The sequence below is a fragment of the Thiomicrospira cyclica ALM1 genome (assembly GCF_000214825.1).
Classification (GTDB): Bacteria; Pseudomonadota; Gammaproteobacteria; order Thiomicrospirales; family Thiomicrospiraceae; genus Thiomicrospira; species Thiomicrospira cyclica.
In genome coordinates, this window is the sequence record NC_015581.1 from 626,003 (window position 1) to 651,466 (window position 25,464).

Sequence of the window (25,464 nt, forward strand, 5' to 3'; positions counted from 1 at the left end):
ACCGATGGGATATTAACAAAAAATGAATGTCTTAAAAAAGGAAGCTTTGCAATTTACGCCGATAAGTTTTTACTAAATCGGGATGACTGGTTTTAATTGCTTCAAAAATAATTAACAAGCTTTTCTTAGCTACACCTTCTTGATAATCACTTGCCACCATCATGAGTTTCAGTAAGGCCTGCATAGCCTTTTCATACTCTTGATGAAGCATCAGAATACTGGCAAAGCCCAATAGAGCGGCGGGGTCGTTGGCATTGTCGCGCAAGGTTTGTTGAATGGTGTGAATATCGTCAGACGTTGCAGCAAGAGTCGCAAAATGGAGCAAGCCGGTGATTGCTTTACCTTCTGCTGTCAGTTTTGAGGTATCAGGTAAGGCATGGAATAGCTGGGACGCTTGTTCAAATTGGCGCGTGCTTAAGTAAATGTTGACCAGGTCAAGATGGATGCTGTGATTATCCGGTTCCAGTTCTGCCGCTTGTTGCAAAAGACTGATCGCCTGTTCAGTTTGGCCCGTTTGATGAGCCTGTTTTGCTTGTTCACGTAGGCTATCGGACGGGCGACTAATATGTTCTTCTAGCATGGTCTTGAAGGCAGAAGCAGGTTGTCCACCGGTTAATTCCGCAACAATTTGACCGGCTTTAACGAGCTTAAATGTGGGTACTGAGCGCACGCCAAACTGGTTGGCAAGGTTTGGGTTGTCATCAATATTCACCTTCGCCAGTAAAAATAAGCCGGCATAGTCTTCAGCCAATTGTTCTAAAATGGGCATGACCGATTTACAAGGACCACACCAAGGCGCCCAGAAATCCACCAGTACCGGAAGATGTTGAGAATTGTCGAAAACAATTTGCTGAAAATTTTGTTCAGTAACATCTGCAATTAATGCATTAGCCATCAATTAGTATCCTTTTGTTAAGCCATTTAAGGCTTGTTAATCTGACTACGCCATTGATAAATCAGTTCAAGCGCTTGTTTAGGCGTTAGGTTATCCGGCTCAAGGCTTTGTATAGCCGTTATTATGGGGTCAGGTTCTGGGTTATTAAAGAGGTCAAACTGCAGATGATGATCCTTAACGGCACTTTCAAGGCTCGATGGGTTTACCAAGGCGGGTCTTGGTTGCTCGAGTTCGTTTAAGCGCGCTTTGGCTTGGGTAATCACCACCGCGGGAACCCCGGCCAAGGCGGCAACTTGTAAGCCATAGCTTTGTGATGCTGGACCCGGTTTGACTTGATGTAAAAAAATAATACTGTCTTGGTGCTCAACGGCGGTTAAATGACTATTAACGGTGTTGTCAAATTGCTCTGCAAGACTGGTCAGTTCAAAATAATGGGTTGCAAATAAACAATAACCTTTAACCTCAGTAGCCAAGTATTCGCCAATTGCCCAAGCGAGAGCAAGTCCGTCAAATGTAGAGGTGCCGCGGCCTACCTCATCCATTAGAATCAGTGATTGGTTACTAGCATGGCGTAATATATGCGCGGTTTCTGTCATCTCAACCATGAAGGTTGATCGCCCCGACGTTAAATCATCGGATGCGCCTATGCGGGTAAAAATACGATCAATTGGACCGAAACAGGCCTGCTTGGCGGGCACGAAACAACCGATATGTGCAAGAATGGTAATAATCGCTGTTTGGCGCATATAGGTCGATTTACCGCCCATGTTGGGACCGGTAATAATGTGTAAACGGCGTTGTTCATTAAAGTCAGCATCATTGGCAATAAAGGGTTCATGAGACAGGGCTTCTACTGTTGGATGTCGCCCTTGCTCAATAACCAGGCCTGGTTCCTCACGAAACTGGGGTTTAGCGTAGTTGCGTGCCATAGCTTGTGCCGCAAAATTGGCTAATACATCAAGGGTTGCTAGCGCATTTGCCGTTTGCTGTAAGACCATTAATTGCGCTTGAATCTTGCCAAGGAGTTGTTCGTAGAGCCAATTTTCACGGGCTTGAGCACGATCATCGGCACTGAGAATCTGGGTTTCAAAGTTTTTTAATTCAGCGGTGATGTAACGTTCGGCATTTTTTAAAGTTTGGCGCCGCGTATAATCTAATGGTACTTGATCACTATATTGTTTACTTAATTCAATGTAATAGCCTTGCACCCGATTAAAGCCGATTTTTAAGCTGTTTAAGCCGGTGCGCTCGCGTTCGCGAGTCTCTAAATCGGTTAAAAAATCACCCGCTTGAGTTTTTAGCGCCAATAATTCATCCAGCTGTTCATCATAACCGGATTTAAAAACACCCCCATCGCGCAATAATAAAGGCGGGTTTGCTACTAAGGCGCGGTTAAGTTCGTCGCCTAATTCGTGAAAAGGGTCAATTTGAGCCGTTAATGCATCTAAGGCCCCCCAGTCTTTTGCCCAGCTTAGCAGGCCTGGTAGCGCGTTTAGCCCACGGCTAAGTTGGCTCAGGTCACGCGGACGAGCACTGCCTAAAGCAACACGGCTTAAAATACGTTCTAGATCGCCAATTGGCTTTAAGTGTTCTTGTAAAATGGGGTACTCTTGGCTGTGGAGTAAACTGTCAACCACATTCAATCTTTGCCGAATGTGAGTTCGATTGCGTAAAGGTTGGCGTAACCAGCGCCGCAATAATCGGCTGCCCATCGCTGTTTGACATTGGTCAATTAAATGAAATAGCGTGTGATGCTGAAAACCTTGTTGATGACTATCTATTTCTAGATTGCGGCGTGTAATAGCATCCAGCGTCAAATACTCGTTTGTTTGATAACTTTGCAAGCTGGTTACTTGATGCAAGGGTTGTTGCAACATGGATTGTGCATAATAGAGTAGAGCCGCAGCGGCACCGCTTTTGGCGGGTGCATTTTCGCAACCAAATGGGCTTAAATCCCGAGTGCTAAAATGTTCTAGTAATAAGCGCTTGGCCGCGGCTTCTTGAAATAACCAATCTGGCAGGTTATGGCTATGGGCGCTTAGACTTTCATCAGGGTGAGTGACCGATTCGGCAAAAATTAATTCGGCGGGATTAAGTCGATGTAATTCATTTACGGCATCGTCTTGATTATCAAAAGCGGTCACCTCAAAGCGACCACTAGCGACATCTAGCCAGCTAATCCCTATCTGCTTGCCCTGTTGTGACCAGGCGACCAGCAAGTTGTCTTGGCGCGCTTCAAGCAAGCTGTCTTCCGTTAGAGTACCAGGGGTTAGAATTCGCACGACTTTTCGTTCAACAGGGCCTTTGTTGCTAACATCACCGACTTGTTCACAAATAGCAATAGACTCGCCTAATTTCACAAGTTTCGCCAAATAACCTTCGGCACTGTGATGTGGAATCCCGGCCATTGGGATCGGCTTGCCGGCCGATTGACCGCGCTGGGTCAGGGTAATGTCGAGTAAACGCGCTGCTTTCAGGGCATCGTCATAAAATAATTCGTAAAAATCGCCCATGCGATAAAACACTAGCCGATCCGAATGTTCTGCTTTGATCTTAAGATACTGTTGCATCATAGGCGTGTGGTTGGCGACATGGTCTGAGACGGTGTTAGTCATAACGGCTAGGGAAGGCTTTTGCAAATAAAGACATCATTTTAGCAAAAACCAGTTGATAGGATAAAACTTAGCCGAAATATTCCTTCAGGGTTTTTTAAGATTGTTATCACTTAATGCTAATCTAGTAAGTGGTTGACGGTTACTCGACGAGACTTTTTTACTAAACTACATTAGAAGTTGGTAAACATAATGCTAGACTTTATTTTGACTGATTATTCGCCGAGGGAGCAAGATTTTGGCGCGTCTTTTGTAAGATGACTTGACCTCGCTCCGGAATTATCTAGGTATTAATTTTGAGAAATTTCTTGATGAGTATTGAACAAAAAATTGTTGATAGTGTGAGTTCTCTCGCGCAAATTATGCTAGACAAGCAGGCCTTGTTAGCCACAGCTGAGTCTTGTACGGGTGGGATGATGGCACAAGTTGTGACTGATTTGCCCGGAAGTTCAGTTTGGTTTGATCGTGGTTTTGTTACCTACAGTAATGCGGCAAAACAGCAGTTATTAGATGTTAATGCTGTCACGCTTGCTCAATCGGGTGCTGTCAGCCAAGCCTGTGTTACGGAGATGGTTGCCGGAGCGTTGCGCTTCTCAGATGCCGATTACGTGGTCGCCTGTAGTGGAATTGCTGGCCCTGGCGGCGGTTCACCGGATAAGCCAGTTGGGACGGTATGGTTGGCCTGGGGGCGGCGTCAAGGCGGTAAGCGCGCAAGAATTATAACGAAGGTGTTTCATTTTGAGGGTAATCGTCAAGCGGTAAGACAGCAAACGACGCTCGCAGGCTTGAAAGGGTTGATAGGTTTGGTGAATAATTAGATTATTGGTAAGTAAATTAACGTACTATTTCAGTAAGGTTCTGTTAAAATTCGTTTAAATGGTTGCAATACTGTGGGATAATCTGTGCCATTTCGCGCATCAAATTAACGAAAGCATGCATTAAAACGATGCACCCCGCACATAAGGAAAACGCTATGGATGAAAATAAGCAAAAAGCACTCGCCGCCGCTCTCGGGCAAATTGAAAAGCAATTTGGCAAAGGGTCGATCATGCGAATGGGTGACTCTACCGCGCCGCGTGATATTGAAGCGATTTCAACAGGATCATTAGGGCTGGATATTGCGCTAGGCATTGCTGGTTTACCTAAAGGACGTGTTATCGAAATTTATGGGCCAGAGTCATCGGGTAAAACAACATTGACTTTGCATGCGATTGCCGAAGCACAAAAAAAAGGCGGTGTTGCCGCGTTTGTAGACGCCGAGCACGCGTTAGACCCAAGTTATGCTGAAAAATTAGGTGTGGATGTCGATAACCTGTTAGTTTCGCAGCCCGATACCGGTGAACAGGCGCTTGAAATTGCCGATATGTTAGTGCGCTCTGGTGGTGTTGATATTGTGGTTATTGATTCGGTCGCGGCCTTAACACCGAAAGCAGAAATTGAGGGTGACATGGGTGATTCACACATGGGTCTGCAGGCGCGATTGATGTCACAAGCTTTACGTAAACTTACTGCAAATATCAAACGCACCAATACCTTGGTAATTTTTATTAACCAGATTCGTATGAAAATTGGTGTCATGTTTGGTAGCCCTGAAACTACTACCGGTGGTAACGCATTAAAGTTTTATGCGTCAGTGCGTTTAGATATTCGTCGAATTGGGGCGATTAAAAAAGGCGAGGAAATTCTTGGTAACGAAACGCGTGTAAAAGTGGTTAAAAACAAAGTCGCCCCTCCCTTTAAACAGGTTGAATTTGATATTTTGTATGGCGAAGGAATTTCACGCGAAGGTGAAATTATTGATCTAGGTGTTAAAGAAGGTTTAATCGAAAAATCCGGTTCTTGGTATAGCTGTAATGGTGAAAAAATTGGTCAGGGTAAAGATAACGCTCGTCAATACTTGAAAGACAATCCTGCGGTTTCTGAAGGACTTCAGGCTGAATTAAAAGCTCGATTGTTAGCGAAGCCGTCATCTGCGAAGCCGGTTGCTGAGTTTTCACTAGATGAGGTGGCCGATTAGTACAGTAAACGTTTCGCAACCCTTCAATGATTGTAAAGTAAAGGTTATCGTAGCACGCGCACAAGGTTTATTGGCAAGGCGAGAGCACGGTCGGAAAGAGTTGGCGCAGAAACTGCGCCAAAAATTTTCTCATTGTTCACAGCTTGAAACTTTGCTATCACAAGCATTAGACTATTGCGAATCACAAAATTGGTTATCTGATCAGCGTTATGTAGAAAGTTATCTCCGCATGGCGCAAGCAAAAGGGCAGGGCGAGTTAAAATGTCGTCAGGCCCTTTTGCAGTCTTGTGGTCAGCTGGAATTAATTGAAATGGCATTGCGTGATTACGTGCAGTCTTCTCAGGCGATAGCTAAACAAGCGTTAGAAAAAAAGTTTGGTGATACTAATCGCCCCGCGAATCGTAAAGAATTTGCGCGGCGATTACGTTTTTTACAAGGCCGAGGTTTTTCGGTGACACAATGTTATCAGGCTTTTGAGGCTGATTAATGTGTATTTTATTTTGAAATTATTAGGTTTTTTTAAACATGACCAGTGCAGAAATTAGACAAGCGTTTATTGATTACTTTGCCGAACAAGGCCACCATCCGGTGCATTCTAGCCCCGTAATTCCAGGCAATGACCCGACCTTGTTGTTTACCAATGCTGGCATGGTACAGTTTAAAGAAACTTTTTTAGGTCAAGAAGTGCGTGATTATTCTCGCGCCGTCAGTGTGCAGCGTTGTATTCGTGCCGGTGGCAAGCATAATGACTTGGAAAACGTCGGTTATACGGCACGTCACCATACTTTTTTCGAAATGCTTGGTAACTTTAGTTTTGGTGATTATTTCAAGCGAGAAGCGATCCAGTTTGCATGGATGTTTTTGACTCAGCGATTGGGCTTGCCGGCTGAAAAGCTCTGGATCACGGTGTTTGAAGAAGATGATGAGGCTGCTGAGATTTGGCTGAAAGAGTTGGGCGTTAGCGCTGAACGCTTTTCACGTTGTGGTGCTAAAGATAACTTCTGGTCAATGGGTGATACCGGCCCTTGTGGTCCTTGTAGTGAAATTTTTTATGACCATGGTCCAAGTATTCCTGGTGGTCCGCCTGGTTCACCCGAAGAAGATGGTGACCGCTTCATAGAAATCTGGAATCTCGTGTTCATGCAGTTCGATCGCTCTGCCGATGGTACCTTAACGCCTTTGCCAAAACCGTCCGTAGATACGGGTATGGGCTTAGAACGTCTAGCGGCCGTGTTGCAAAGTGAACACAATAACTACGACATCGATTTGTTTAAAACGTTGGTGAATGCGGCGGCAAAATTAACCGGTCAAACCGACACGACCTTAAGCTCCTTGCGGGTGATTGCCGACCATATTCGTTCATGTGCGTTTATTATTACCGATGGTGTTTTGCCCTCTAATGAAGGGCGCGGTTATGTGTTGCGACGTATTATTCGTCGTGCGATACGCCATGGCTACAAGCTCGGCCAAACACAGCCCTTCTTCCATAAGTTAGTAGTGCCTCTGGTTGCTGAAATGGGCGAGGCCTACCCTGAATTGGCTGCCAAAGCTACGGAAGTAACACGTGCGTTAAAGTTGGAAGAGGAGCGTTTTGCGGAAACCCTCGAAAATGGCATGGCGCATTTAGAGCAGGCCATAGCAGACTTGGCTGGTGCTGCTCAGATTGACGGTGAAACGATTTTTAAACTCTATGATACCTATGGTTTCCCCGTTGATCTCACCGCGGATATTGCGCGTGAACGCGGTTTAACCCTAGATGAAGCCGGTTTTGAACAAGCGATGCAAGCACAGCGTGAACGAGCACGTGCCGCCAACAGTTTTGGCGGTAGTCAAGCGGTCCGTATCGACTGCCAAGCCGTTACCGAGTTTGTAGGTTACTCGCAGGATCAGGTGCATGCAAAAGTAGTCGGTTTGTTTGTTGATGGTGTCGCTGTAAATAAGCTAGACGAAGGTCAAGCAGGCCTGGTCGTGCTCGATAAAACGCCTTTTTATGCGGAGTCGGGTGGTCAGGTTGGCGACGTAGGTTTTATTGGAACCCATATGGCCAGTTTCCATGTCGACGAAGTCAAAAAACAAGGAAACACCTTCTTGCATTCCGGCAAGATGACGGCGGGTCATATTGCGCTAAATCAAGAAATCGAAGCGCAGATAGATGTGGTTGCTCGTCGTGATTCAGAACGCAATCACTCAGCAACGCATTTATTGCATGCGGCACTTCGTCAAGTTTTGGGCGATCATGTCGGCCAAAAAGGCTCACTGGTTGCTCCGAATCGTCTGCGCTTTGACTTTAGCCACTTTGAACCCATTCCAGCCGATCAATTACAAAAAATTGAACGCCTGGTGAATGAAAATATCATGTTGAACCATCCTGTCGGGATTCAGCATATGGATATTGATGCCGCCAAACAAATGGGCGCGATGGCGCTATTTGGTGAAAAGTATGGCGATGTTGTGCGCGTTGTTGATATGGGTGAATTCTCTATTGAGCTATGCGGCGGTACCCATGTGCATTCAACCGGTCAAATTGGTCCTTTTAAGATCTTGTCAGAGGGTGGGGTGGCTTCAGGCGTTCGTCGCATTGAAGCGATTACGGGTCATGGTGCTTGGGACGTGCTTTATCATCAAGAAGCGACGCTCCTTCAAGCCGCTGACTTGGTTAAGGCTGATAAAGCGCACTTGCTGGATAAAGTCGCAGGCCTGGTTAACCAAACCAAAGACCTTGAAAAACAATTTCAGCAGTTACAGGCAGAAATGGCCGCTTCACAAGGCGATCAGTTAGCCGAGCAGGTACATAAATTTGGCGATGTTAATTTGTTAGCGGCCGAATTACCTGGCGCGGATATGAACCTGCTGCGAGAAAACCTCGATCGCTTAAAAGACAAGTTAGCTCCTGCGGTTATTTTGTTGGCTTCTGTGCAAGGTGATAAAGTGAATCTTGTGGCGGGTGTCAGTAAAGCAGAAACGAGCCGTTTTAAAGCCGGCGAGTTGGTGAACTTTGTCGCTCAACAGGTGGGTGGTAAAGGTGGTGGACGACCCGATATGGCGCAGGCCGGTGGCAAGGATCCAGCCGGGTTACCCACAGCCTTGGCATCGGTTACTTCTTGGATGCAAGAACGCGTGTAAGCGCTAATAATTATTGATAGATTGCAAATTTTTAGATAAGAAATAAAAGGGCACAGAATTAAATGGCACTTATTGTCCAAAAATATGGTGGTACTTCGGTGGGTACTTTAGAGCGCATTCAAAATGTGGCAAAAAAGGTAGCGAAGTTTGTTGATGAAGGTCACCAAGTTGTGGTGGTTTTATCAGCTATGTCGGGTGAAACGAATCGTTTGGTTGATATGGCAAAAACCATGCAATCCCGTCCATCAAAACGTGAAATGGATATGCTGTTAACAACTGGTGAGCAGGTTACTATTGCATTGTTGAGCATGGCGTTACAGCAAAAAGGTTACGATGCAATTTCCTATACAGGCTGGCAAGTACCGATTCAAACTGATGAAGTGCATACCAAGGCGCGTATCGATAGCATTAATGCCGAAAAAATTCGTCATCAACTTGATCAAAATAAAGTAGTTGTTGTTGCTGGTTTCCAAGGTGTTACCGCTAATGGCGATATTTCAACCTTGGGACGCGGTGGTTCAGATACCACAGCCGTTGCGCTAGCAGCTGCCCTTAAAGCTGATGAGTGTCAAATATATACTGATGTTGACGGGGTTTATACTACTGATCCAAGAGTGGTGCCCGAGGCGCGTCGTTTAAACACCATCACCTTCGACGAAATGCTAGAGATGGCCAGTTTAGGGGCCAAAGTGCTCCAAATTCGTTCGGTTGAGTTTGCCAGTAAATACCAAGTGCCGTTGCGTGTATTGTCATCCTTGCAGGATGGCGGCGGCACCCTGATTACTTCTGAGGAAAATACTATGGAAAAACCCCTTATTTCAGGGATTGCGTTTAATCGTGATGAGTCAAAGCTGCAAGTTTTGGGTGTGCCTGACAAGCCAGGTGTTGCTTACCGAATTCTTGGCCCGATTGCCGATGCTAATATCGAAATTGACATGATTATTCAAAACCAGGGTCAAGATGGTACCACTGACTTCACTTTTACCGTACCACGCGGTGATCGTGCGCAAGCACAAGACATTCTAAATGAGGTCGCTCAAAATCTAGGTGCCCGAGAAGTTGTATATGACGATGCGATTGCTAAGGTGTCAATGGTCGGTGTCGGTATGCGTTCCCACGTGGGAATTGCTAGCCGAATGTTCCAAGTGTTAGCCGAGGAAGACATCAACATTCAAATGATCGCCACTACAGAGATCAAAATTTCGGTGGTAGTGCAAGAGGATCAGCTTGAAAAAGCGGTAAAAAGCTTGCACCTGAAATTTGAGTTAGATAAGGTATAAAAACCTCGCCCAAAATCAGATTTTGGACTTTACTTCATTGCGTTTTATCTGTAGTATACGCGACTTGAATGTGGAGACGTGGCCGAGAGGCTGAAGGCGCTCCCCTGCTAAGGGAGTATAGGGTTTGTAGCTCTATCGAGGGTTCGAATCCCTCCGTCTCCGCCATTCATTTTAACGCTTTAAAAAATGCAAAAATTAGATTGACTCTTCTTTTGAGTTCTCTATAATACGCAACCACAACGCGCCTGTAGCTCAGCTGGATAGAGTACTCGGCTACGAACCGAGCGGTCAGGAGTTCGAATCTCTTCAGGCGCGCCATCTTCAAACCCTAGGTTATTGATTAACCTGGGGTTTATTTTTTTTAAAGCCTACCGATACCGTAAAAAATACCCTCGAGTCTGTTAAGCAGCGTTCATAACTAATCCAATGAATCTTGAGAGTCTGTTCGAACTGGGAGCACCCGTTTCGTTTTGAATTGTGCTTTGGCGCTTTTCGGTAAATAGTATTTTGCCGCAGAGCTTGGTAGTCCGATGGGCGAGGTAGGATAGTTAGACTTCTCTACTGCGTTAGTAAGAGTGCCTGCCTGTTGCTGTTGTGTTATCGCCCAGTAAATATGTTCATCGACCATGTCACTTACTTGACCAAGGCGGCTTTTTAACTGGGTTATAATATCTTCATCGAAATCGGCATTTCCTAGCGCGATAGCAATATTTCGCTGCCATTTTTCATAGCCAATTCGGCGAATCGGTGAGCCTGCCATCTGCACTTCAAATTCCTGCTGTGACCAACTAAAAAGGTCGATTAGGAGCGCTTGGTCAAGTTCATGGCGTGCTTTGAAGTCATCCTGTTGGTTGGGGGGCGTAAAATGATTCCAAGGACACACAAGTTGACAGTCATCGCACCCGTATATTCGATTACCCATTAACGGACGCAGTTCTTCATCAATGGCACCTTGGTGTTCGATGGTTAAGTAAGAGATACAGCGTCGTGCATCAACAACGCCATCCGCAACAATGGCTTGAGTCGGACACTCTTGGATACAGGCCTGGCATTGACCGCATCCATCTCGAACTGGGGTGCTGTCAGATGCGAGCGTTAAATTGGTGTAAATCTCGCCAATAAAAAACCAAGATCCGGCTTTCGGATGAATGAGCAAACTGTTTTTGCCCAAAAAACCAAGGCCTGCTTGATAAGCGAGCTGACGTTCAAGTACGGGTGCTGAGTCAACAAAGCCGCGTAATGCGGCATCAGGAACCTGGCTTAGAATAAATTCTGCTAGTTTTGCTAGCTTTTTTCTTAGCACCTTATGATAATCTCGCCCCAGAGCATAGCGTGATACATACGCATGCTGTTTCGATTGCAGTTGAATAATAGGGTCATATTGATCGTACTCAAAATAAGGCATCAATACACTGATAACGGACTGGGTACCGGGTATGAGTTCGGACGGGCGAGTGCGCTTTGTGCCATGGGCCGCCATGTAAGACATGGTGCCATGGTAATTAAGTCCCAACCAATTAAAATAATCGGCCTCATAGGCGCTTAAGTCGGTGTGACTAAAGCCGCAATGGCTAAAACCTAGTTGGTAGGCGTGATCTTTAATCATTTGACTGAGTAGGGGTGTATTCAGTTTTTCAGGAGGGGTGCTATGGTTCATAACAACTATTTTAGCAAAGAATATCTATTGATTGATGCTGAAAACACGCAGGCTATTGCGTCTGCATTAGCAACCTATTGGCAAGCTAATAATGACAGCATGAAGCCACGCATTTGGTATCTTGAAGGCGATTTGGGTGCTGGAAAAACAACCTTATCGCAAGCATTTATAAAAACCTTAATGCAGGACTATCAATTACGGGTTAAAAGCCCAACCTACACACTGGTTGAGCAGTATGAATCTTCACAGGGATCTTGTCGTGTCTTACATGCCGATTTATACCGCTTATGCGAACCAGAAGAACTCGAATACTTGGGGTTTAGAGATCTTGAAGCCCAGGCAGATGTCGTGTTGCTAGAGTGGCCAAGCAAGGCAGCAGGCCTGCTACCTCAAGCAGATTTAATCTTGGCATTACGAATTGTGGATACGAGTCGTTATCTAAAAGTGGTTGCTTGTTCGCCTGAAGCAGCAGACTGGTTGCGTTCTTGGTCTCAATAACTTCGATTTTGCCGATATAGTTTATATTTATTTTAGAAGTGTAATATAAGTTGTTGTTGTAGTTGATTTTTATAGCTCTGCTGGATTATACTAAAAATAAGAGTTATTTCAATTGGTACGGTTAGTAATGTATTTAACAAAGACTACGCAATTCAAATCAGCCTGTAAGCTGTGCCTACAATCGATTTTTACGTTGGTTTTGTTGCTAACAAGTCAGGTAGCGATTGCGGCAGAGGTAAACAGTATTCGGCTTGGTCAAACACCCGATCAAACACGCGTGGTGTTTGAAATGGCAAATACCGACGTTTACCGAGTTATGCATTTAGAGGACCCGCCACGAATTGTTATCGATTTTCCTGGGGCTCAAAGCAATGTGAGTTTCCGTAATCAACGTTTTCAAGACCCGCGTCTATCCGGTATTCGCATGGCAACTGATGTGCAGCGTACTCGGGTTGTTTTGGATTTGTCGGCAGGTTATGAGTATCGCCATTTCGTGTTGGCCAAAACAGAACAGCGTCCTCAGCGCCTTGTTGTAGATATTAGTACCCATGTCCGCCAAGCACCAACTTTAGCAGAGACAGTAATTGCGCAAGCAGCCCCGCCACCAGCTACGCGCCCACAAGCGACTGATGTAGCCTCTGTGGAGGCTGATAATCCGGTGCAAGTGGCACCGCAGCCTGTGCCGGTTCGTCCGACTCCGGTTGCAACGCAACCTGCGCCAGCGCAACCCGCAGTGGCCCAGCCGGCTGTTCGAGATACCTTGCAACAGCATAATAGAATGGCTAAAGAGTTTGTTATTGCTATAGATCCAGGACATGGTGGTAATGACGTTGGTGCTATTGGTCCGTCAGGTGTTTATGAAAAAGACGTTGTTTTAGCGATAGCTAAAAAGTTAAAAGAAGAAATTGATCGTCAACCTGGCATGCGTGCCATTTTAACTCGTGACCGAGATGTGTATGTAGGTTTGGATGAACGTGCACGTATTGCCCGTGGCCAGCAAGCGGATCTGTTTGTATCCATTCATGCTGATGCTTATACCAGCCCTCAGCCAAGGGGTGGTTCAGTTTATGTATTGTCACAGCGTGGAGCCTCAAGTGCTATGGCGCGCGCTGTTGCAGAACGTGAGAACGAAGCATTAGGGATTGTAACTTTAGCTGGTCGCGATCAAGATGTTGCGTTTGTTTTGAGTGATTTTTCGCGTGAATCCAGTTTGCAAGCCAGCCGTAAACTGGGTGGCCAAGTTCTTAATGTGATGTCTGGTAATGGCCTACACTTGCACAAATCTACCGTTCAAGCGGCGAATTTTGCAGTTTTGCGCTCGATTGATATGCCCGCTATTTTGGTCGAAGCCGCTTTTATATCCAACCCTGAAGATGAACGACTGCTGGTTAATCCGAGATTCCAACGCCAGTTCGCGCAATCGCTAACGATTGGACTGCAGGCATTTTTAGAGGAATCAGGGCATAAGCCCAATTGGGGAGAGCCTTTGTTTGTGCGTCATCAAATTCAACGCGGTGACAATCTATCAACCATTGCCGATATCTATGGTGTATCTTCGCGAGAATTAATGCGGTTAAATGGCTTGCGTAACCCTAATCAATTGGTGGTAGGGCGTAGCTTGCGTATTCCTATTACTGACAAGATGACTGTTCATTATCACCGTACCTATCGGGTTCAGCCTGGAGACACGCTGTCTCTAATAGCCCAGCGTCATGGTGTAACCGTTCCTCAGGTTATGCAGATGAACAACCTTACCAATGCTAATCAACTTCGCGTCGGTACGGAGTTACGCATTCCGATTCGTCAACAAATGTTGGCCGCTAGTTAATATCTTCTCAATTCGGTTGGGTTGTTTCGGAGTTGTTGATAGAATAACAACCTCTTCAAATACTCAACGAACTCATGAATAAAAATCGCATTAGCTTGATGTCAGATGCGCTGGCCAATCAAATTGCCGCCGGTGAAGTGGTTGAGCGCCCTGTATCCGTAGTAAAAGAATTGGTTGAAAATGCACTCGATGCCGGTGCCACTCAAATTACTATTTGGCTAGAGGAGGCGGGCGTAGAGCTGATTGAGGTGCAGGATAATGGTGCCGGTATTCTTGCCGAAGATATTCCTTTAGCCGTTGAACGGCATGCCACCAGCAAGGTTAAGCATTACGAGGATTTGTCGAATGTCGCGAGTTTAGGTTTTCGTGGAGAGGCCCTTGCCAGTATTGCGTCAGTTAGTCAATTTAGCCTTACCAGTTACCATGCTGATGAACCCCATGCTTGGTTGTTGCAAAATCAAATTGATGGTCGTTGGTCTGATTTAACGCCAACCGCCGCCGCGCATGGGACTCGAGTCAAAGTCGCGTCCTTGTTTTATAACACACCGGCACGCCGAAAGTTTCTAAAAACCCCGCGAGCCGAGTTTTCACAGATTGAAGACTATCTTAAACGTACACTATTAGCCAATCAGAGTGTTGGCTTACGTTTGGTTCACAACCAAAAACAAGTCTTTGATTACCCACCAGCTACTCAGCGCGCTAGGCACTTATCGCGACTGGCTTCGCTTTTGGGTGATGAATTTGTTGAGCAGTCATTATATATTGACCAAACCTTACCCGGTGTAAGCGTTTCGGGCTGGGTGAGTTTGCCCACCTATCATCGGGGCTTGGCCGATAAACAATTTGTGTTTGTTAATGGTCGGATCGTTAGAGATCGTCAGTTGCTGCAGGCGATTAAGTTGGCTTATGCGGATGTGTTGTATCACGGTCGCCACCCGGTATTTGTGGTGTTTATTCAGGTGCCCTATGACCAAGTGGATGTTAATGTGCATCCGGCTAAATATGAAGTCCGTTTCCAGCATGGTCGACAAGTTTATGATCATGTGCGTCGGGCGATACGCGATGCGGTGATGCAGCCGCTGGTAATGGGGCAAGCAGCTAACGCCAGGTCTAGTGTTAGTGGTAATACAGATACGAAAATGCCCGCCACAAGCGCCCGCCAATCACCATTCGATTTTAAACGTGACACAACAACGCCTAGCACGGAACAAATTATGGCGTTTCAGCGCCCCTATGCCAGCAATGAGATGTCACCGGAAAGTTTATCGTCGGTTCGTGAACCGGATTCCGACCCTTCGCCCATCTTAGGCTTTGCTAAAGCTCAAATTAAGGGCATCTTTATTTTGGCAGAAAATGAGGCAGGGCTGGTATTAGTCGATATGCATGCGGCACACGAACGTATTGTCTATGAACGCTTAAAAAAACAGTGGCAACAACAGACTATTGTGTCACAGCCTTTATTAGTACCCTTAATGCTGACCTTGTCAGATGCTGCCGTTATGCACTGGGAAGCTAATCCTGAGTGGTGGACCCAATGGGGTTTTGCGTTTGAACAAGTGGGTCCTGCGCAACTTCGGGTTATAGCCGTACCGGCGTTGCTCCAAGGACTTGATATTAGTGAGTTATTGCAAAAAGTCTTTGCCGATTGGCTGGCGGATCAAGCTCCAGAGACCGCACTAGAAGAACGCTTCGCCGCTATTTTATCCCGTCGCGCCTGTCATGGATCGGTGCGTGCTAATAGGCAGTTAACACTCGCCGAGATGAATCAGTTATTGCGTGATATGGAGCAAACGCCTGCATCTTCTCAGTGTAATCATGGTCGACCCACCTGGGTGCAATTGTCAATTGATCAATTAGATCAACTTTTTATGCGGGGACGTTAAATTGAGTATGCCGATCTGCGATTGGAACAACTTTATTAAAAATCCTACCGCGATTGCGATCATGGGTCCAACCGCCAGCGGCAAAACAGCTTTAGCATTAGCACTTGCCGACTATCTGCCGATTGAAATTATTAATGTTGATTCCGTGCTTATCTATCGAGACTTAAATATAGGTGCAGCAAAACCCACCGACGCTGAGTTAGCGCAAGTACCCCATCATTTGATTAATTTTTTGGGTCAAAATGAGAGCTATTCGGTTGCTGACTTTGTGACTGATGCGCAACGAATTGCCAAAGAGATTTTTGCTCGCGGTAAGATTCCAGTCCTAGTGGGTGGTACCATGATGTACTTCAACGCGCTTACCCAGGGTCTGTCCGATTTACCGAGTGCTGACCCCAGTGTAAGAGCTAGGTTGCAAGCGGAATTTGAAGAAAGTCCAGCAAATCTGCATGCCAAGTTGCAGGCTATTGATCCGCAAGCCGCGGCACGAATCAATCAAGCCGATCAACAGCGACTGATTCGTGCGCTTGAAGTGTATGAGATTAGTGGTCATACCTTAACGAGTTTGCAACACAGTCGTTCAAGTGCATGGACTTTTCCATTGGTAAAGCTGGTATTGATGCCGGCATCGCGTCAAGCATTACACGAAAAGATTGCTCAGCGTCTAGAAGGAATGTTTGCCGCAGGCCTGGTCGCAGAGGTTGCGTCTCTTGCGCAACAGCCTGAACATGATCCAGACAGTCCGGCGATGCGCAGTGTCGGTTATCGACAAGTTTTGGATCATTTTGCGGGTGAATATCCAGAAGCCTTAGTATTTGAAAAGGCATTGGTAGCAACTCGGCAATTAGCTAAACGTCAAATAACCTGGTTGCGCAAAGAAGACGAAGCCGCGATCTTCGACCCCTACAGTGTTTCGGAAGATACACTCACCCAGCAAGTGCTCGAGCACCTCACACTAAATTGTAAAAATATCGCTTAATACTTGTGATATGCTTTTTTAGTCAAAAATAATACCATTAACAATAATAAGGAAAGCAAAATGGATAAGCTAAAACCGGCGAAAGCCGTTCCCATTCAAGACCCCTACTTAAATGCATTGCGTAAAGAACGTATTAACGTGTCTATTTATCTCGTGAACGGCGTCAAATTGCAGGGCCGAATTGATTCATTTGACCAGTTTGTGGTGTTGCTACGCAGCAATGTGACCCAAATGGTTTACAAACATGCGATTTCAACTATCGTACCGCTGCGCGATCCGAAAGCCTATGATTTCGCTACACAAAACGATTCAGACAAAATCGACGCGGAATAAGCCAAACTTAATATGGAATTATTTGGGCGCCTTGAGCGCAAGCAACTAGATGTTGCTATTTTGGTTCATGTTGATTTTGAAGATGAAACGTGTCGAGAGGAATTAACCGAGTTTTTAGAACTGGTAGAGTCGGCCGGTGCCGAACAAGCCGAGTTAATTAAAACAAAGCGTGATAGACCCGATGCGAAACTTTATATCGGTTCCGGTAAGTTAGATGAAGTAGCCGCTGCTGTTGCGCTGCATAAGGCCGATGTTGTTATTTTCAATCATGCCCTTAGTCCAGGGCAAGAACGTAATATCGAGCGTGTTGTAAAAGCGCGAGTTATTGATCGTGTTGGGCTAATTTTAGATATTTTTGCTCAGCGAGCTCGTTCTCATGAGGGTAAGCTGCAGGTTGAATTGGCGCAATTGCGTCATATGTCCACACGATTAGTTCGCGGCTGGACGCATTTAGAACGTCAGAAAGGTGGCATCGGCCTACGCGGGCCTGGTGAAACCCAATTGGAATCTGATAAACGTTTACTACAAGAACGGATTAAACATTTATTAAAGCGTATCGACAAGGTTCGCAAACAACGCGCACTGGGTCGCCAGTCACGTCAACGCTCAGACCATCCGACTATTACCCTGGTTGGTTATACCAATGCGGGCAAGTCGACGTTATTTAATTTGCTCACTGCCGCCGATGTTTATGCGGAAAACCGTCTATTTGCGACCCTGGATGCGACCTTGCGAAGTGTTCATTTGCCCGGCGGTGGCAAGGCGATATTGGCCGATACGGTTGGTTTTATTCGACATATCCCGCATGATCTAGTGACCGCATTTAGATCGACCTTAGAAGAAACCAGTGAAGCTGATTTATTGATTCATTTGGTGGATGCGGCTGATCCCTTGCGTGATGACAAAATCGCCCAGGTTGAACAGGTGATTAACGAAGTGGGTGCAGCCGATGTGCCACAATTAATCGTATTTAATAAAATTGATTTGTTGCAACCGACTGTTGAACCTCATGTCGATTACGATGAGGAAGGGCAGCCGACAAGGGTTTGGGTTTCGGCTCAAAATAATTTGGGTATCGCGGCCTTGAAAGATGCATTAGCCAGTTTTTTTAAAGGTCGATTTGTACGCATGATGATTAAACTGGGGCCTGCTGCCGGACATCGTCGCGCGCAACTTTATGCGCTAGGTAAAGTTGAGCAAGAAATCTGTGATGAACAGGGCGTGATAAAACTACAAGTGTATCTAACCGAACAGCAGTATGATCAAGTTTTGAAATGGCCCGAATGTCAATATATTGAAAAATTACAGCAAGCTAACCCTTAATTACTAGCTATGAAACCTAATACATGCGATTATCCGCAGGTAATGTGAGTTAATGGATGACAACACAGCGTTATGACTCTAAAATATAGCATCCCAAAAAAGACTGGAGAGTAACATGGCATGGAATGAACCCGGTAAGCCCGGACAGGACCCTTGGGGTAATCCTGGTAAAGGCTCTGGCAATAACAATGAGCCACCCAAGCGACCACAGCGTAAGTCTGATCAGGACCTTGATGAGTTGCTGAAGAAAGCACAGCAAATGTTTAGTGGTGCCGGTGGCAATTTTAATGGTGGTATCAAAGGTAAACATATCGGCGTCGGTTTTCTGGTATTGCTGGTTATTTGGTTACTTTCAGGTGTATATATTGTCGATACAGCCGAACGAGGAGTGGTTAAGCGTTTTGGTGCTTATATAACCGAAACAGGTCCAGGTCCGCATTGGCATATTCCATATCCTATAGAATCCGTTACCAAAGTTAACGTAGACCGTATCCGTACGACAGAGATTGGTTACCGTACTGATGCACAGAATCGCTCAGGCACAGTAGCTTCTGAAGCGCTAATGTTGACCCGAGATGAGAATATTGTTGATGTTCGCATTGCGGTGCAGTATCGCATTCAGTCAGCTGCCGATTATTTATTTAACGTGCGTGATCCGGACGCGACCTTGCGGGCGGCCTCTGAAAGTGCGTTGCGTGAGATTGTAGGTCGTAATTCATTGGATTTCGTACTTACTCAAGGGCGTACTGAAATTGTTGCCCAGGTGCGTGAGTTAACACAGCGCAATCTTGATCAATACCAGTCTGGGCTATTTATTACTACCGTTAACTTACAAGATGCTCAGCCACCTGAGCAGGTGCAATCTGCCTTTGCTGATGTGGTAAAAGCTCGTGAGGACCGTGAGCGTTTAATTAACGAAGCTGAAGCTTATTCCAATCAGGTTATTCCGCAAGCGCGTGGTCAGGCCGCACGTATTGTTGAAGAAGCCCGTGCTTATCGTGACCAGGTTGTTGCAAGAGCAGAAGGTCAGGCGTCACGTTTTGTGAGTGTTGTTACCGAGTATCAAAATGCACCAGAAGTGATGCGAGAACGCTTGTATCTTGAAGCTATGACAAACGTACTCAACAACACCTCCAAAGTCTTTATGGGCGTTGAAGGTGGAAATAATTTGATGTACTTGCCACTAGATAAAATCATGGGTGGTTCTGGCACTGTTGGCAATGTGCCATTTGCGCCGGCACAATCGGCCACTGGTTCAGCACGTCCTCCGGCTAACCAGCCTAGTACGACGAACTCGAGTCCAACGGACAGCAATGTTCGTGACTTTTTAAGAAATAGGGAGTTACGTTAAGATGAAAGCGATTTATGGTTTAGGTATCGCCGCTGTTCTTTTCATTGGCACTAATTCATTGTTTTTAGTACAAGAAGCAGAAACGGGCGTTGTGTTTCGTTTAGGTGAGATTGTCAAAACAGATTTGCAACCCGGTCTACATGTCAAAATGCCATTTGTAAACAATGTGCGCACATTTGACCAGCGTGTTCAAACTATGGATGCGACCCCAGAGCGTTATTTGACTGGGGAGTTAAAAAACCTTGAAGTAGATTCTTACATCAAATGGCGCGTAGATAATGCGGAGCGTTTTTATACCTCGATGGGCGGTGATTTTAATTTAGCGAATCAGCGTCTATCACAAATTATTAAAGATGGTTTGCGCTCCCAGTTTGGTTCCCGTACGGTTGAAGATATTATTTCAGGTGAACGTGTAGTAATAGCAGATAACATTACCCGTTTAGCTAACCGTGAAGCGACGCAATTTGGTATTGAAATTGTTGATGTGCGTTTGAAGCGAATTGACTTACCGCGTGATATCAGTGAATCGGTATTCCGTCGTATGGAAGCAGAGCGTCAGCGTGTAGCAGCAGACCTGCGTTCACTCGGTGGTGAATCTGCTGAGCGTATTCGTGCTGATGCCGATCGTCAACGTACGGTATTATTGGCTGATGCCTTCCGTGAAGCAGAGCAAACTCGAGGTGAAGGGGATGCGATTGCGGCGCGTGTTTATGCTGAAGCCTATGGCATTGATCCCGAATTCTATTCGTTCTATCAGAGTCTAAATGCCTACCAAGAGTCTTTCTCGTCGAAAAACGATATGCTGGTGTTAGATCCAAACTTGGATTTCTTTAAACACTTTACACGTTAATGAAGAAGGTGGGGATTCCCCACCTTTTTTTTGGAACACCCCAAAATGTTGACTACAGCTTTAATAACTGCTCTTGCACTCGTTTTGATCCTCGAAGGGTTGTTGCCCTTGTTGTTTCCAAACTTTTGGCGAAAGATGGTCTTAAGTGCGGCACAATTGCCAATAATTCAGCTTCGGATGACTGGTTTAGCACTGGTGTTAATTGGCTTGGTTTTACTACTGCTTTGGGGCTAAAAATTCAACTATAAGATGAAAGTTATGCAACAAAATATTTGGTTAACGCCTGAAGGTATTGAAGATTTATTACCACCACAAGCCGCGCGTCTTGAAGCGCATCGTCGCAACCTATTGGATGAGTTTACCGCAGCGGGTTATGCACTAGTCTTGCCTCCGATTGCTGAGTTTACCGATTCATTATTAACGGGTACAGGGCGTAAGCTTGCATTGGATACCTGTCGTTTTACGGATAACGAAAGTGGCCGCATGATGGGTGTGCGTGCCGACATGACCCCGCAAGTAGCGCGTATCGTGAGTAATCGTCTGAAACCGAACGCCGGCGTCATTACTCGTCTGTGTTATGTGGGTGAAGTATTGAAATCGCGCAATAACAAGGCGAAGGGTTCAAGAAGTCCGATTCAAGTGGGTGCCGAATTATTTGGCCACCAAGGTATCGCTAGCGACATCGAGATGATTGATTTGATGCTAGCGGCCGCTAAACAATTAGGTTTTGTACACGTTTCGTTAAGCTTGGGTCATGTGGGTGTCGTGCAACGTCTAATGGATCTTGCTAAATTAAATACCGCTAACCAAGATGCCTTGGTTGATATTCTAAAACGCAAAGCACTTCCAGAATACCAGGCCTGGTTAGCTAATCAAACCTTGTCAGAGTCATTAACAAGTGCCTTTGCATCACTGATTACGCTAGTGGGCAGTGCGTCCTCAGTGTTAGGTCTTGCTAGCAAGTCTCTAGATTCATTAGATAGCGAGCTTGATCAGTGTTTAGCTGATCTTCAGTTCGTTGTGGATTATTTTGCCGGTGTTCAGGGTGTTGATATTCACCTAGATTTAGCCGATTTACGTGGCTTTCAATATCACACCGGCCTCATTTTTGCCTGCTACCAAGCCGACGTGAGTTCTATTTTAATTGCCAAAGGCGGTCGTTATGATCGAGTATGCTCGGCATTTGGTGCTGATTATCCGGCCACCGGTTTTAGTATTGACTTGCGTAATTTGATTGATAACTTGGTCGATGAGCCGCTAGAAGCGGCACCTATTTATAGTGTTTTCAATGCGTCGTCAGCCTGGTTAGATCAAGTGAATCAATTAAAAGCGAATGGCCACACGGTAATCCGTGCTTACCAGGATAGTGATATACCAGCTGGCGCGAATCAATTGATTGCGCAGGGTGCCGATTGGGTTATTAAGATTAAAGAGTAGAAGATAGAAACATGAGCAAACGTAATGTAGTGGTAGTGGGTACCCAATGGGGCGATGAGGGCAAAGGGAAGATCGTAGATCTACTGACTGACCGAGTGGCCGCGGTGGTTCGTTTCCAGGGCGGTCATAATGCTGGTCACACTCTGGTGATTGATGGCCAGAAAACCGTATTACATCTTATCCCATCTGGGATTCTGCGCGAGCACGTTGATTGTTTGATTGGCAATGGGGTTGTGTTGGCTCCCGATGCTTTGCAAAAAGAAGTTGAAAAACTCGAAGCCGGTGGCTTATCGGTGCGTAATCGTTTGAAAGTCAGTGATGCCTGTCCGTTAATTTTGGATTACCATGTGGCTATCGATCAAGCACGTGAACGTGCTCGTGGCAACCAGGCCATTGGTACTACCGGACGTGGAATTGGTCCGGCTTATGAAGATAAGGTTGCTCGCCGTGGCTTGCGTGCGGGTGATTTAAAAGATATGACAAAATTTAAAGCGCAGTTGGCAGACATTGTGGCCTACCATAATTTTATGTTAACCAACTACTTCAAGGCCGAACCGGTCAGTTTTGACCAACTATGGCAAAAATGCCAAGCCTATGCCGAATTAATTGTGCCAATGTTGACTGATGTGCCAGCGATGATTGCGGACTTGAACGCCCAAGGCAAGAATATATTGTTTGAAGGCGCCCAGGGCACCTTACTAGATATTGATCACGGTACTTACCCCTATGTCACTTCTTCGAATACCACAGCGGGTGGGGCAGCGTCTGGGGCAGGCATTGGCCCAACCGCGTTGGATTATGTACTGGGGATTACCAAAGCCTATGCCACTCGCGTGGGTGGTGGTCCTTTCCCAACCGAGTTGGTTTATTCTGTCGCAGAAGATAAGGGTGATCCGACTGGTAAAGAACTGGGTCAGCGTGGCTTTGAGTTTGGAGCGACTACCGGTCGCCAACGCCGCTGCGGTTGGTTTGATGCGGTGGCATTACGTCGCTCAGCACAAATTAACGGTTTAACTGGAATTTGTTTAACCAAGCTCGATGTGATGGATGAGTTAGCCGAGATTAAAGTATGTACCGCTTATCGTTATCAAGGTCAGTTGTTAGAGTTACCACCGGCCAGTGCCGATGAATATGAACAGTGTGAGCCGGTCTATGAAAGCATGCCAGGCTGGCAGTCATCAACGGTCGGTATTGCAAGCTGGGATGCCTTGCCTGAACCAGCGAAAGCCTATATCCGTTTCCTTGAACAAGCGGTTGGCGTGCCAGTAACCATCCTTTCGACCGGTCCAGATCGTGCCGAAACCTTAATTTTAGAAGAAATTTTCTAATTTCCACGGTCTTTGGGACTTAAGAAAACCCCGCTCCTTCAATAATGAGGGGGCGGGGTTTCTTCATTGGGTGCTTTTACCTGTGGATCTTTTAAAGATTTCAAATACTCAGACAACAGCTGCAGTTGGCGTTCGAGCTGTTGGATTTGTCGTTGTTGAATTTGTAGCGTTTGTTGGGTCGCTTGCAGTGTGTCGTCCTGGTAAACCAACAATATTTCCAATTCATTTAGTCGTTCAACTAAGTTCTTATCCACCTTATTTCTCCGGCCAACTATAAGTCTGTTCTGCAGTCAGCACCACCCGATCAGCAGGTGGACTGTCTAGAGTAATGTGCGTTACTGCTAATTCATCGCGTCTAAAATAATGACAGTTTAATCGATCACCCAGTGGACGACGCTGTAAATAGCTGTCTAACTGCGCGACACTGCTCATCCGAAGACCATCTAAGGCGATAATTTCATCGCCACCACTGAGGCCGGCTTTATGTGCCGGGCGTTCATGCCAAACATGAGTTAATTTCACACTCTGATTTTGGCTGTTAACCAGATTCGCACCCAGATTTAAATAGGGCTTGGCGTTGGGATTTTCCTTCGCAGTGCCGCCCAGATCCGGATTCGACACTGGTGGGCGTAATGCAAAATTAATACCTACCTGAGCAAATAGCTCGGCAAGCGGTAAATCGGCTGTACTATGCAAAGCTTGCTGGAAAAACTCAGTCAAGTCGGCAGCAACCAGCTCCCCGGCGAGCTGTTCAATGTGATCCTCCACCAGGCCTGCTTGCGGTATTCCATAGTCGCGCCACAGCAATCGCATGAGATCATCAAGGCTTTTTTGTCCTTGGCTGTGCATACGCAAGGTTAAATCCAAGGCAATAACCGCTAAAGCGCCTTTGGTGTAATAGCTGATAATCGCATTAGGAGCATTCTCATCCTGTTGATAAAGCTTGGTCCAGGCCTGCTTACTAGAGTCGGCCAGCGTTTGCTGGAAACGTCCGGGCATGCGATAAACGCGGGTCAGTTGTTCAGCAAGCTTTTGCAAGTAAGTGGTTTGGTCTATGGTGCCAGCTCGGTACAAAAACAATAAATCGTAATAAGAGGTTGCGCCTTCAAACCACCATAGTAGTTGGGTACTAGCTGGGCTTTGTAAATCACTCTGTTGCAAAATAGCCGGTTGTATACGTTTTACGTTCCAGCTGTGAAAGTATTCATGGGAGCAAAGTTCTAAAAACTCGAGATATTTATCGCTGGGTTTGTCCATGCCGGCATAGGGCAGGCTGTCGCGCGAACAGATTAATGCGGTTGAGCTACGGTGTTCTAAACCGCCATAGCCGTCGCCAGTCACCATCACCATAAAAATATAGCGTTCAAACGGCGCCGGCTCGCCAAAAAAAGCCAATTGTGCTTCACAAATCGGTGCCAGATCCTGGGCGATACGATCTAAGTCCGCGTCATGCACGCCGGTTAAAACCATGCGATGTTCAATACCGCCAGCGTCAAACCGCACCTCTTTAAACGCGGCCATTTCAATTGGGTGATCGATGAGTTCGTCATAGTTGCTGGCGTGATAATGACCAAAACCCTGCGGGTTTAGCGCCAGCGCAGGTAAGGTGGTGGCGACCGACCAGGCCTGCTGCTGCGCCCATTCATCGGCGAGTAGGTCCAGACTATGCGGTTCCTTGGATTGTCCTACAACCTCTAAAAAACAACTGGTGCCATTAAGAAACGCGTGTTGCTGATCGTAGTGGGCGCCGCGTACCGATAAATCCCAAGCATAGACTTCATAATGCACCTGAATAGAACCCGGGTGCGGTGCGACTTGCCAATGACTCGGATCGATAACCGTGACGGCTAGGGGGCGGCCGTCCTGGGTGGTCGCTCGCACATTAATAATGTGCTTGCTAAAGTCACGAATCATATAGCTGCCAGGAATCCATTTGGGTAAACGGAGCATTTGACCATCAGCATTTGGCTGACGAATGTTAAGTGTCAGCGCAAGGCGATGCGAGCGGTAATCATGAAGCGTTAACTGATAATGGATGTTGTTCATGCTAAACCCTAATTGAAATCTATA

At 46.2% G+C, this 25,464-nt stretch carries 21 protein-coding genes and 2 tRNA genes; 18 read left to right on the top strand and 5 right to left on the bottom strand.

All coding sequences use genetic code 11. From position 1 onward, the window contains the following. Positions 1 to 31 precede the first annotated feature (31 nt). Positions 32 to 895, bottom strand: a complete 864-nt coding sequence (trxA, locus tag THICY_RS02530; protein ID WP_013835053.1) for a thioredoxin — start codon at positions 893 to 895, stop codon at positions 32 to 34. Between the two features lie 26 nt (positions 896 to 921). Further along, a complete protein-coding gene (mutS, locus tag THICY_RS02535) occupies positions 922 to 3,510 on the bottom strand; it encodes a DNA mismatch repair protein MutS (RefSeq protein ID WP_013835054.1) in 2,589 nt (862 codons plus the stop codon). A gap of 308 nt (positions 3,511 to 3,818) precedes the next feature. Here mutS and THICY_RS02540 point away from each other — a divergent pair, with 308 nt between their 5' ends. The 7 genes from THICY_RS02540 (at position 3,819) to THICY_RS02570 (ending at position 10,245) form a co-directional block, all read left to right on the top strand. Then, on the top strand, positions 3,819 to 4,325 hold the full coding sequence (locus tag THICY_RS02540) for a CinA family protein (protein WP_013835055.1): 507 nt from the start codon (positions 3,819 to 3,821) through the stop codon (positions 4,323 to 4,325). A 155-nt stretch (positions 4,326 to 4,480) separates the two neighbouring features. Continuing rightward, on the top strand, positions 4,481 to 5,524 hold the full coding sequence (recA, locus tag THICY_RS02545; RefSeq protein WP_013835056.1) for a recombinase RecA: 1,044 nt from the start codon (positions 4,481 to 4,483) through the stop codon (positions 5,522 to 5,524). Continuing rightward, entirely contained in the window at positions 5,508 to 6,011 is a 504-nt protein-coding gene (locus tag THICY_RS02550) for a regulatory protein RecX (RefSeq protein ID WP_013835057.1), read from the top strand. The genes recA and THICY_RS02550 overlap by 17 nt, the downstream gene beginning before the upstream one ends. A gap of 38 nt (positions 6,012 to 6,049) precedes the next feature. Continuing rightward, on the top strand, positions 6,050 to 8,647 hold the full coding sequence (gene alaS, locus THICY_RS02555) for an alanine--tRNA ligase (RefSeq protein ID WP_013835058.1): 2,598 nt from the start codon (positions 6,050 to 6,052) through the stop codon (positions 8,645 to 8,647). A 62-nt stretch (positions 8,648 to 8,709) separates the two neighbouring features. After that, a complete protein-coding gene (locus tag THICY_RS02560) occupies positions 8,710 to 9,927 on the top strand; it encodes an aspartate kinase (RefSeq protein WP_013835059.1) in 1,218 nt (405 codons plus the stop codon). Between the two features lie 72 nt (positions 9,928 to 9,999). Next, positions 10,000 to 10,092 (top strand) — tRNA-Ser (locus tag THICY_RS02565). 76 nt (positions 10,093 to 10,168) lie between these two features. Then, a tRNA-Arg gene (locus THICY_RS02570) sits at positions 10,169 to 10,245 on the top strand. 100 nt (positions 10,246 to 10,345) lie between these two features. On the opposite strand, the gene queG is transcribed toward THICY_RS02570, so the two are convergent. Further along, positions 10,346 to 11,584 carry a tRNA epoxyqueuosine(34) reductase QueG gene (gene queG, locus THICY_RS02575; RefSeq protein WP_173358411.1) on the bottom strand — a complete coding sequence of 413 codons (1,239 nt, stop codon included), beginning with the start codon at positions 11,582 to 11,584 and terminating at the stop codon, positions 10,346 to 10,348. On the opposite strand from queG, the gene tsaE reads away from it, so the two are divergent. The 11 genes from tsaE (at position 11,576) to THICY_RS02630 (ending at position 23,394) form a co-directional block, all read left to right on the top strand. Beyond that, positions 11,576 to 12,082, top strand: coding sequence for a tRNA (adenosine(37)-N6)-threonylcarbamoyltransferase complex ATPase subunit type 1 TsaE (gene tsaE / locus THICY_RS02580; RefSeq protein WP_013835061.1), 507 nt, complete (start codon positions 11,576 to 11,578; stop codon positions 12,080 to 12,082). The two genes, queG and tsaE, sit on opposite strands and share 9 nt — an antisense overlap. A gap of 202 nt (positions 12,083 to 12,284) precedes the next feature. After that, the gene (locus THICY_RS02585) at positions 12,285 to 13,910 is read left to right on the top strand and encodes an N-acetylmuramoyl-L-alanine amidase (RefSeq protein ID WP_245534978.1); all 1,626 of its coding nucleotides are present in this window, start codon (positions 12,285 to 12,287) and stop codon (positions 13,908 to 13,910) included. 74 nt (positions 13,911 to 13,984) lie between these two features. Beyond that, positions 13,985 to 15,793 carry a DNA mismatch repair endonuclease MutL gene (gene mutL, locus THICY_RS02590; RefSeq protein ID WP_013835063.1) on the top strand — a complete coding sequence of 603 codons (1,809 nt, stop codon included), beginning with the start codon at positions 13,985 to 13,987 and terminating at the stop codon, positions 15,791 to 15,793. Between the two features lie 7 nt (positions 15,794 to 15,800). Further along, on the top strand, positions 15,801 to 16,772 hold the full coding sequence (miaA, locus tag THICY_RS02595; RefSeq protein ID WP_013835064.1) for a tRNA (adenosine(37)-N6)-dimethylallyltransferase MiaA: 972 nt from the start codon (positions 15,801 to 15,803) through the stop codon (positions 16,770 to 16,772). A 60-nt stretch (positions 16,773 to 16,832) separates the two neighbouring features. After that, complete coding sequence (hfq, locus tag THICY_RS02600) at positions 16,833 to 17,105, top strand: RNA chaperone Hfq (protein WP_013835065.1); 273 nt, start codon at positions 16,833 to 16,835, stop codon at positions 17,103 to 17,105. A gap of 12 nt (positions 17,106 to 17,117) precedes the next feature. Next, complete coding sequence (hflX, locus tag THICY_RS02605; protein WP_013835066.1) at positions 17,118 to 18,428, top strand: ribosome rescue GTPase HflX; 1,311 nt, start codon at positions 17,118 to 17,120, stop codon at positions 18,426 to 18,428. Positions 18,429 to 18,543: 115 nt separating this feature from the next. Further along, entirely contained in the window at positions 18,544 to 19,779 is a 1,236-nt protein-coding gene (hflK, locus tag THICY_RS02610; protein ID WP_013835067.1) for an FtsH protease activity modulator HflK, read from the top strand. 1 nt (position 19,780) lies between these two features. Continuing rightward, positions 19,781 to 20,629: a protease modulator HflC gene (gene hflC, locus THICY_RS02615; protein ID WP_013835068.1), complete on the top strand. Its 849-nt coding sequence runs from the start codon at positions 19,781 to 19,783 to the stop codon at positions 20,627 to 20,629. Between the two features lie 45 nt (positions 20,630 to 20,674). Beyond that, positions 20,675 to 20,863: a DUF2065 family protein gene (locus THICY_RS02620; RefSeq protein WP_041435306.1), complete on the top strand. Its 189-nt coding sequence runs from the start codon at positions 20,675 to 20,677 to the stop codon at positions 20,861 to 20,863. A gap of 24 nt (positions 20,864 to 20,887) precedes the next feature. Next, complete coding sequence (locus THICY_RS02625; RefSeq protein WP_013835070.1) at positions 20,888 to 22,066, top strand: ATP phosphoribosyltransferase regulatory subunit; 1,179 nt, start codon at positions 20,888 to 20,890, stop codon at positions 22,064 to 22,066. An 11-nt stretch (positions 22,067 to 22,077) separates the two neighbouring features. Next, entirely contained in the window at positions 22,078 to 23,394 is a 1,317-nt protein-coding gene (locus THICY_RS02630) for an adenylosuccinate synthase (RefSeq protein ID WP_013835071.1), read from the top strand. Positions 23,395 to 23,432: 38 nt separating this feature from the next. Here THICY_RS02630 and THICY_RS02635 read toward each other — a convergent pair whose 3' ends face one another. Continuing rightward, positions 23,433 to 23,648, bottom strand: a complete 216-nt coding sequence (locus tag THICY_RS02635; RefSeq protein ID WP_013835072.1) for a SlyX family protein — start codon at positions 23,646 to 23,648, stop codon at positions 23,433 to 23,435. Position 23,649: 1 nt separating this feature from the next. Further along, on the bottom strand, positions 23,650 to 25,440 hold the full coding sequence (locus THICY_RS02640; protein ID WP_013835073.1) for a M61 family metallopeptidase: 1,791 nt from the start codon (positions 25,438 to 25,440) through the stop codon (positions 23,650 to 23,652). Between the last annotated feature and the right edge of the window lie 24 nt (positions 25,441 to 25,464).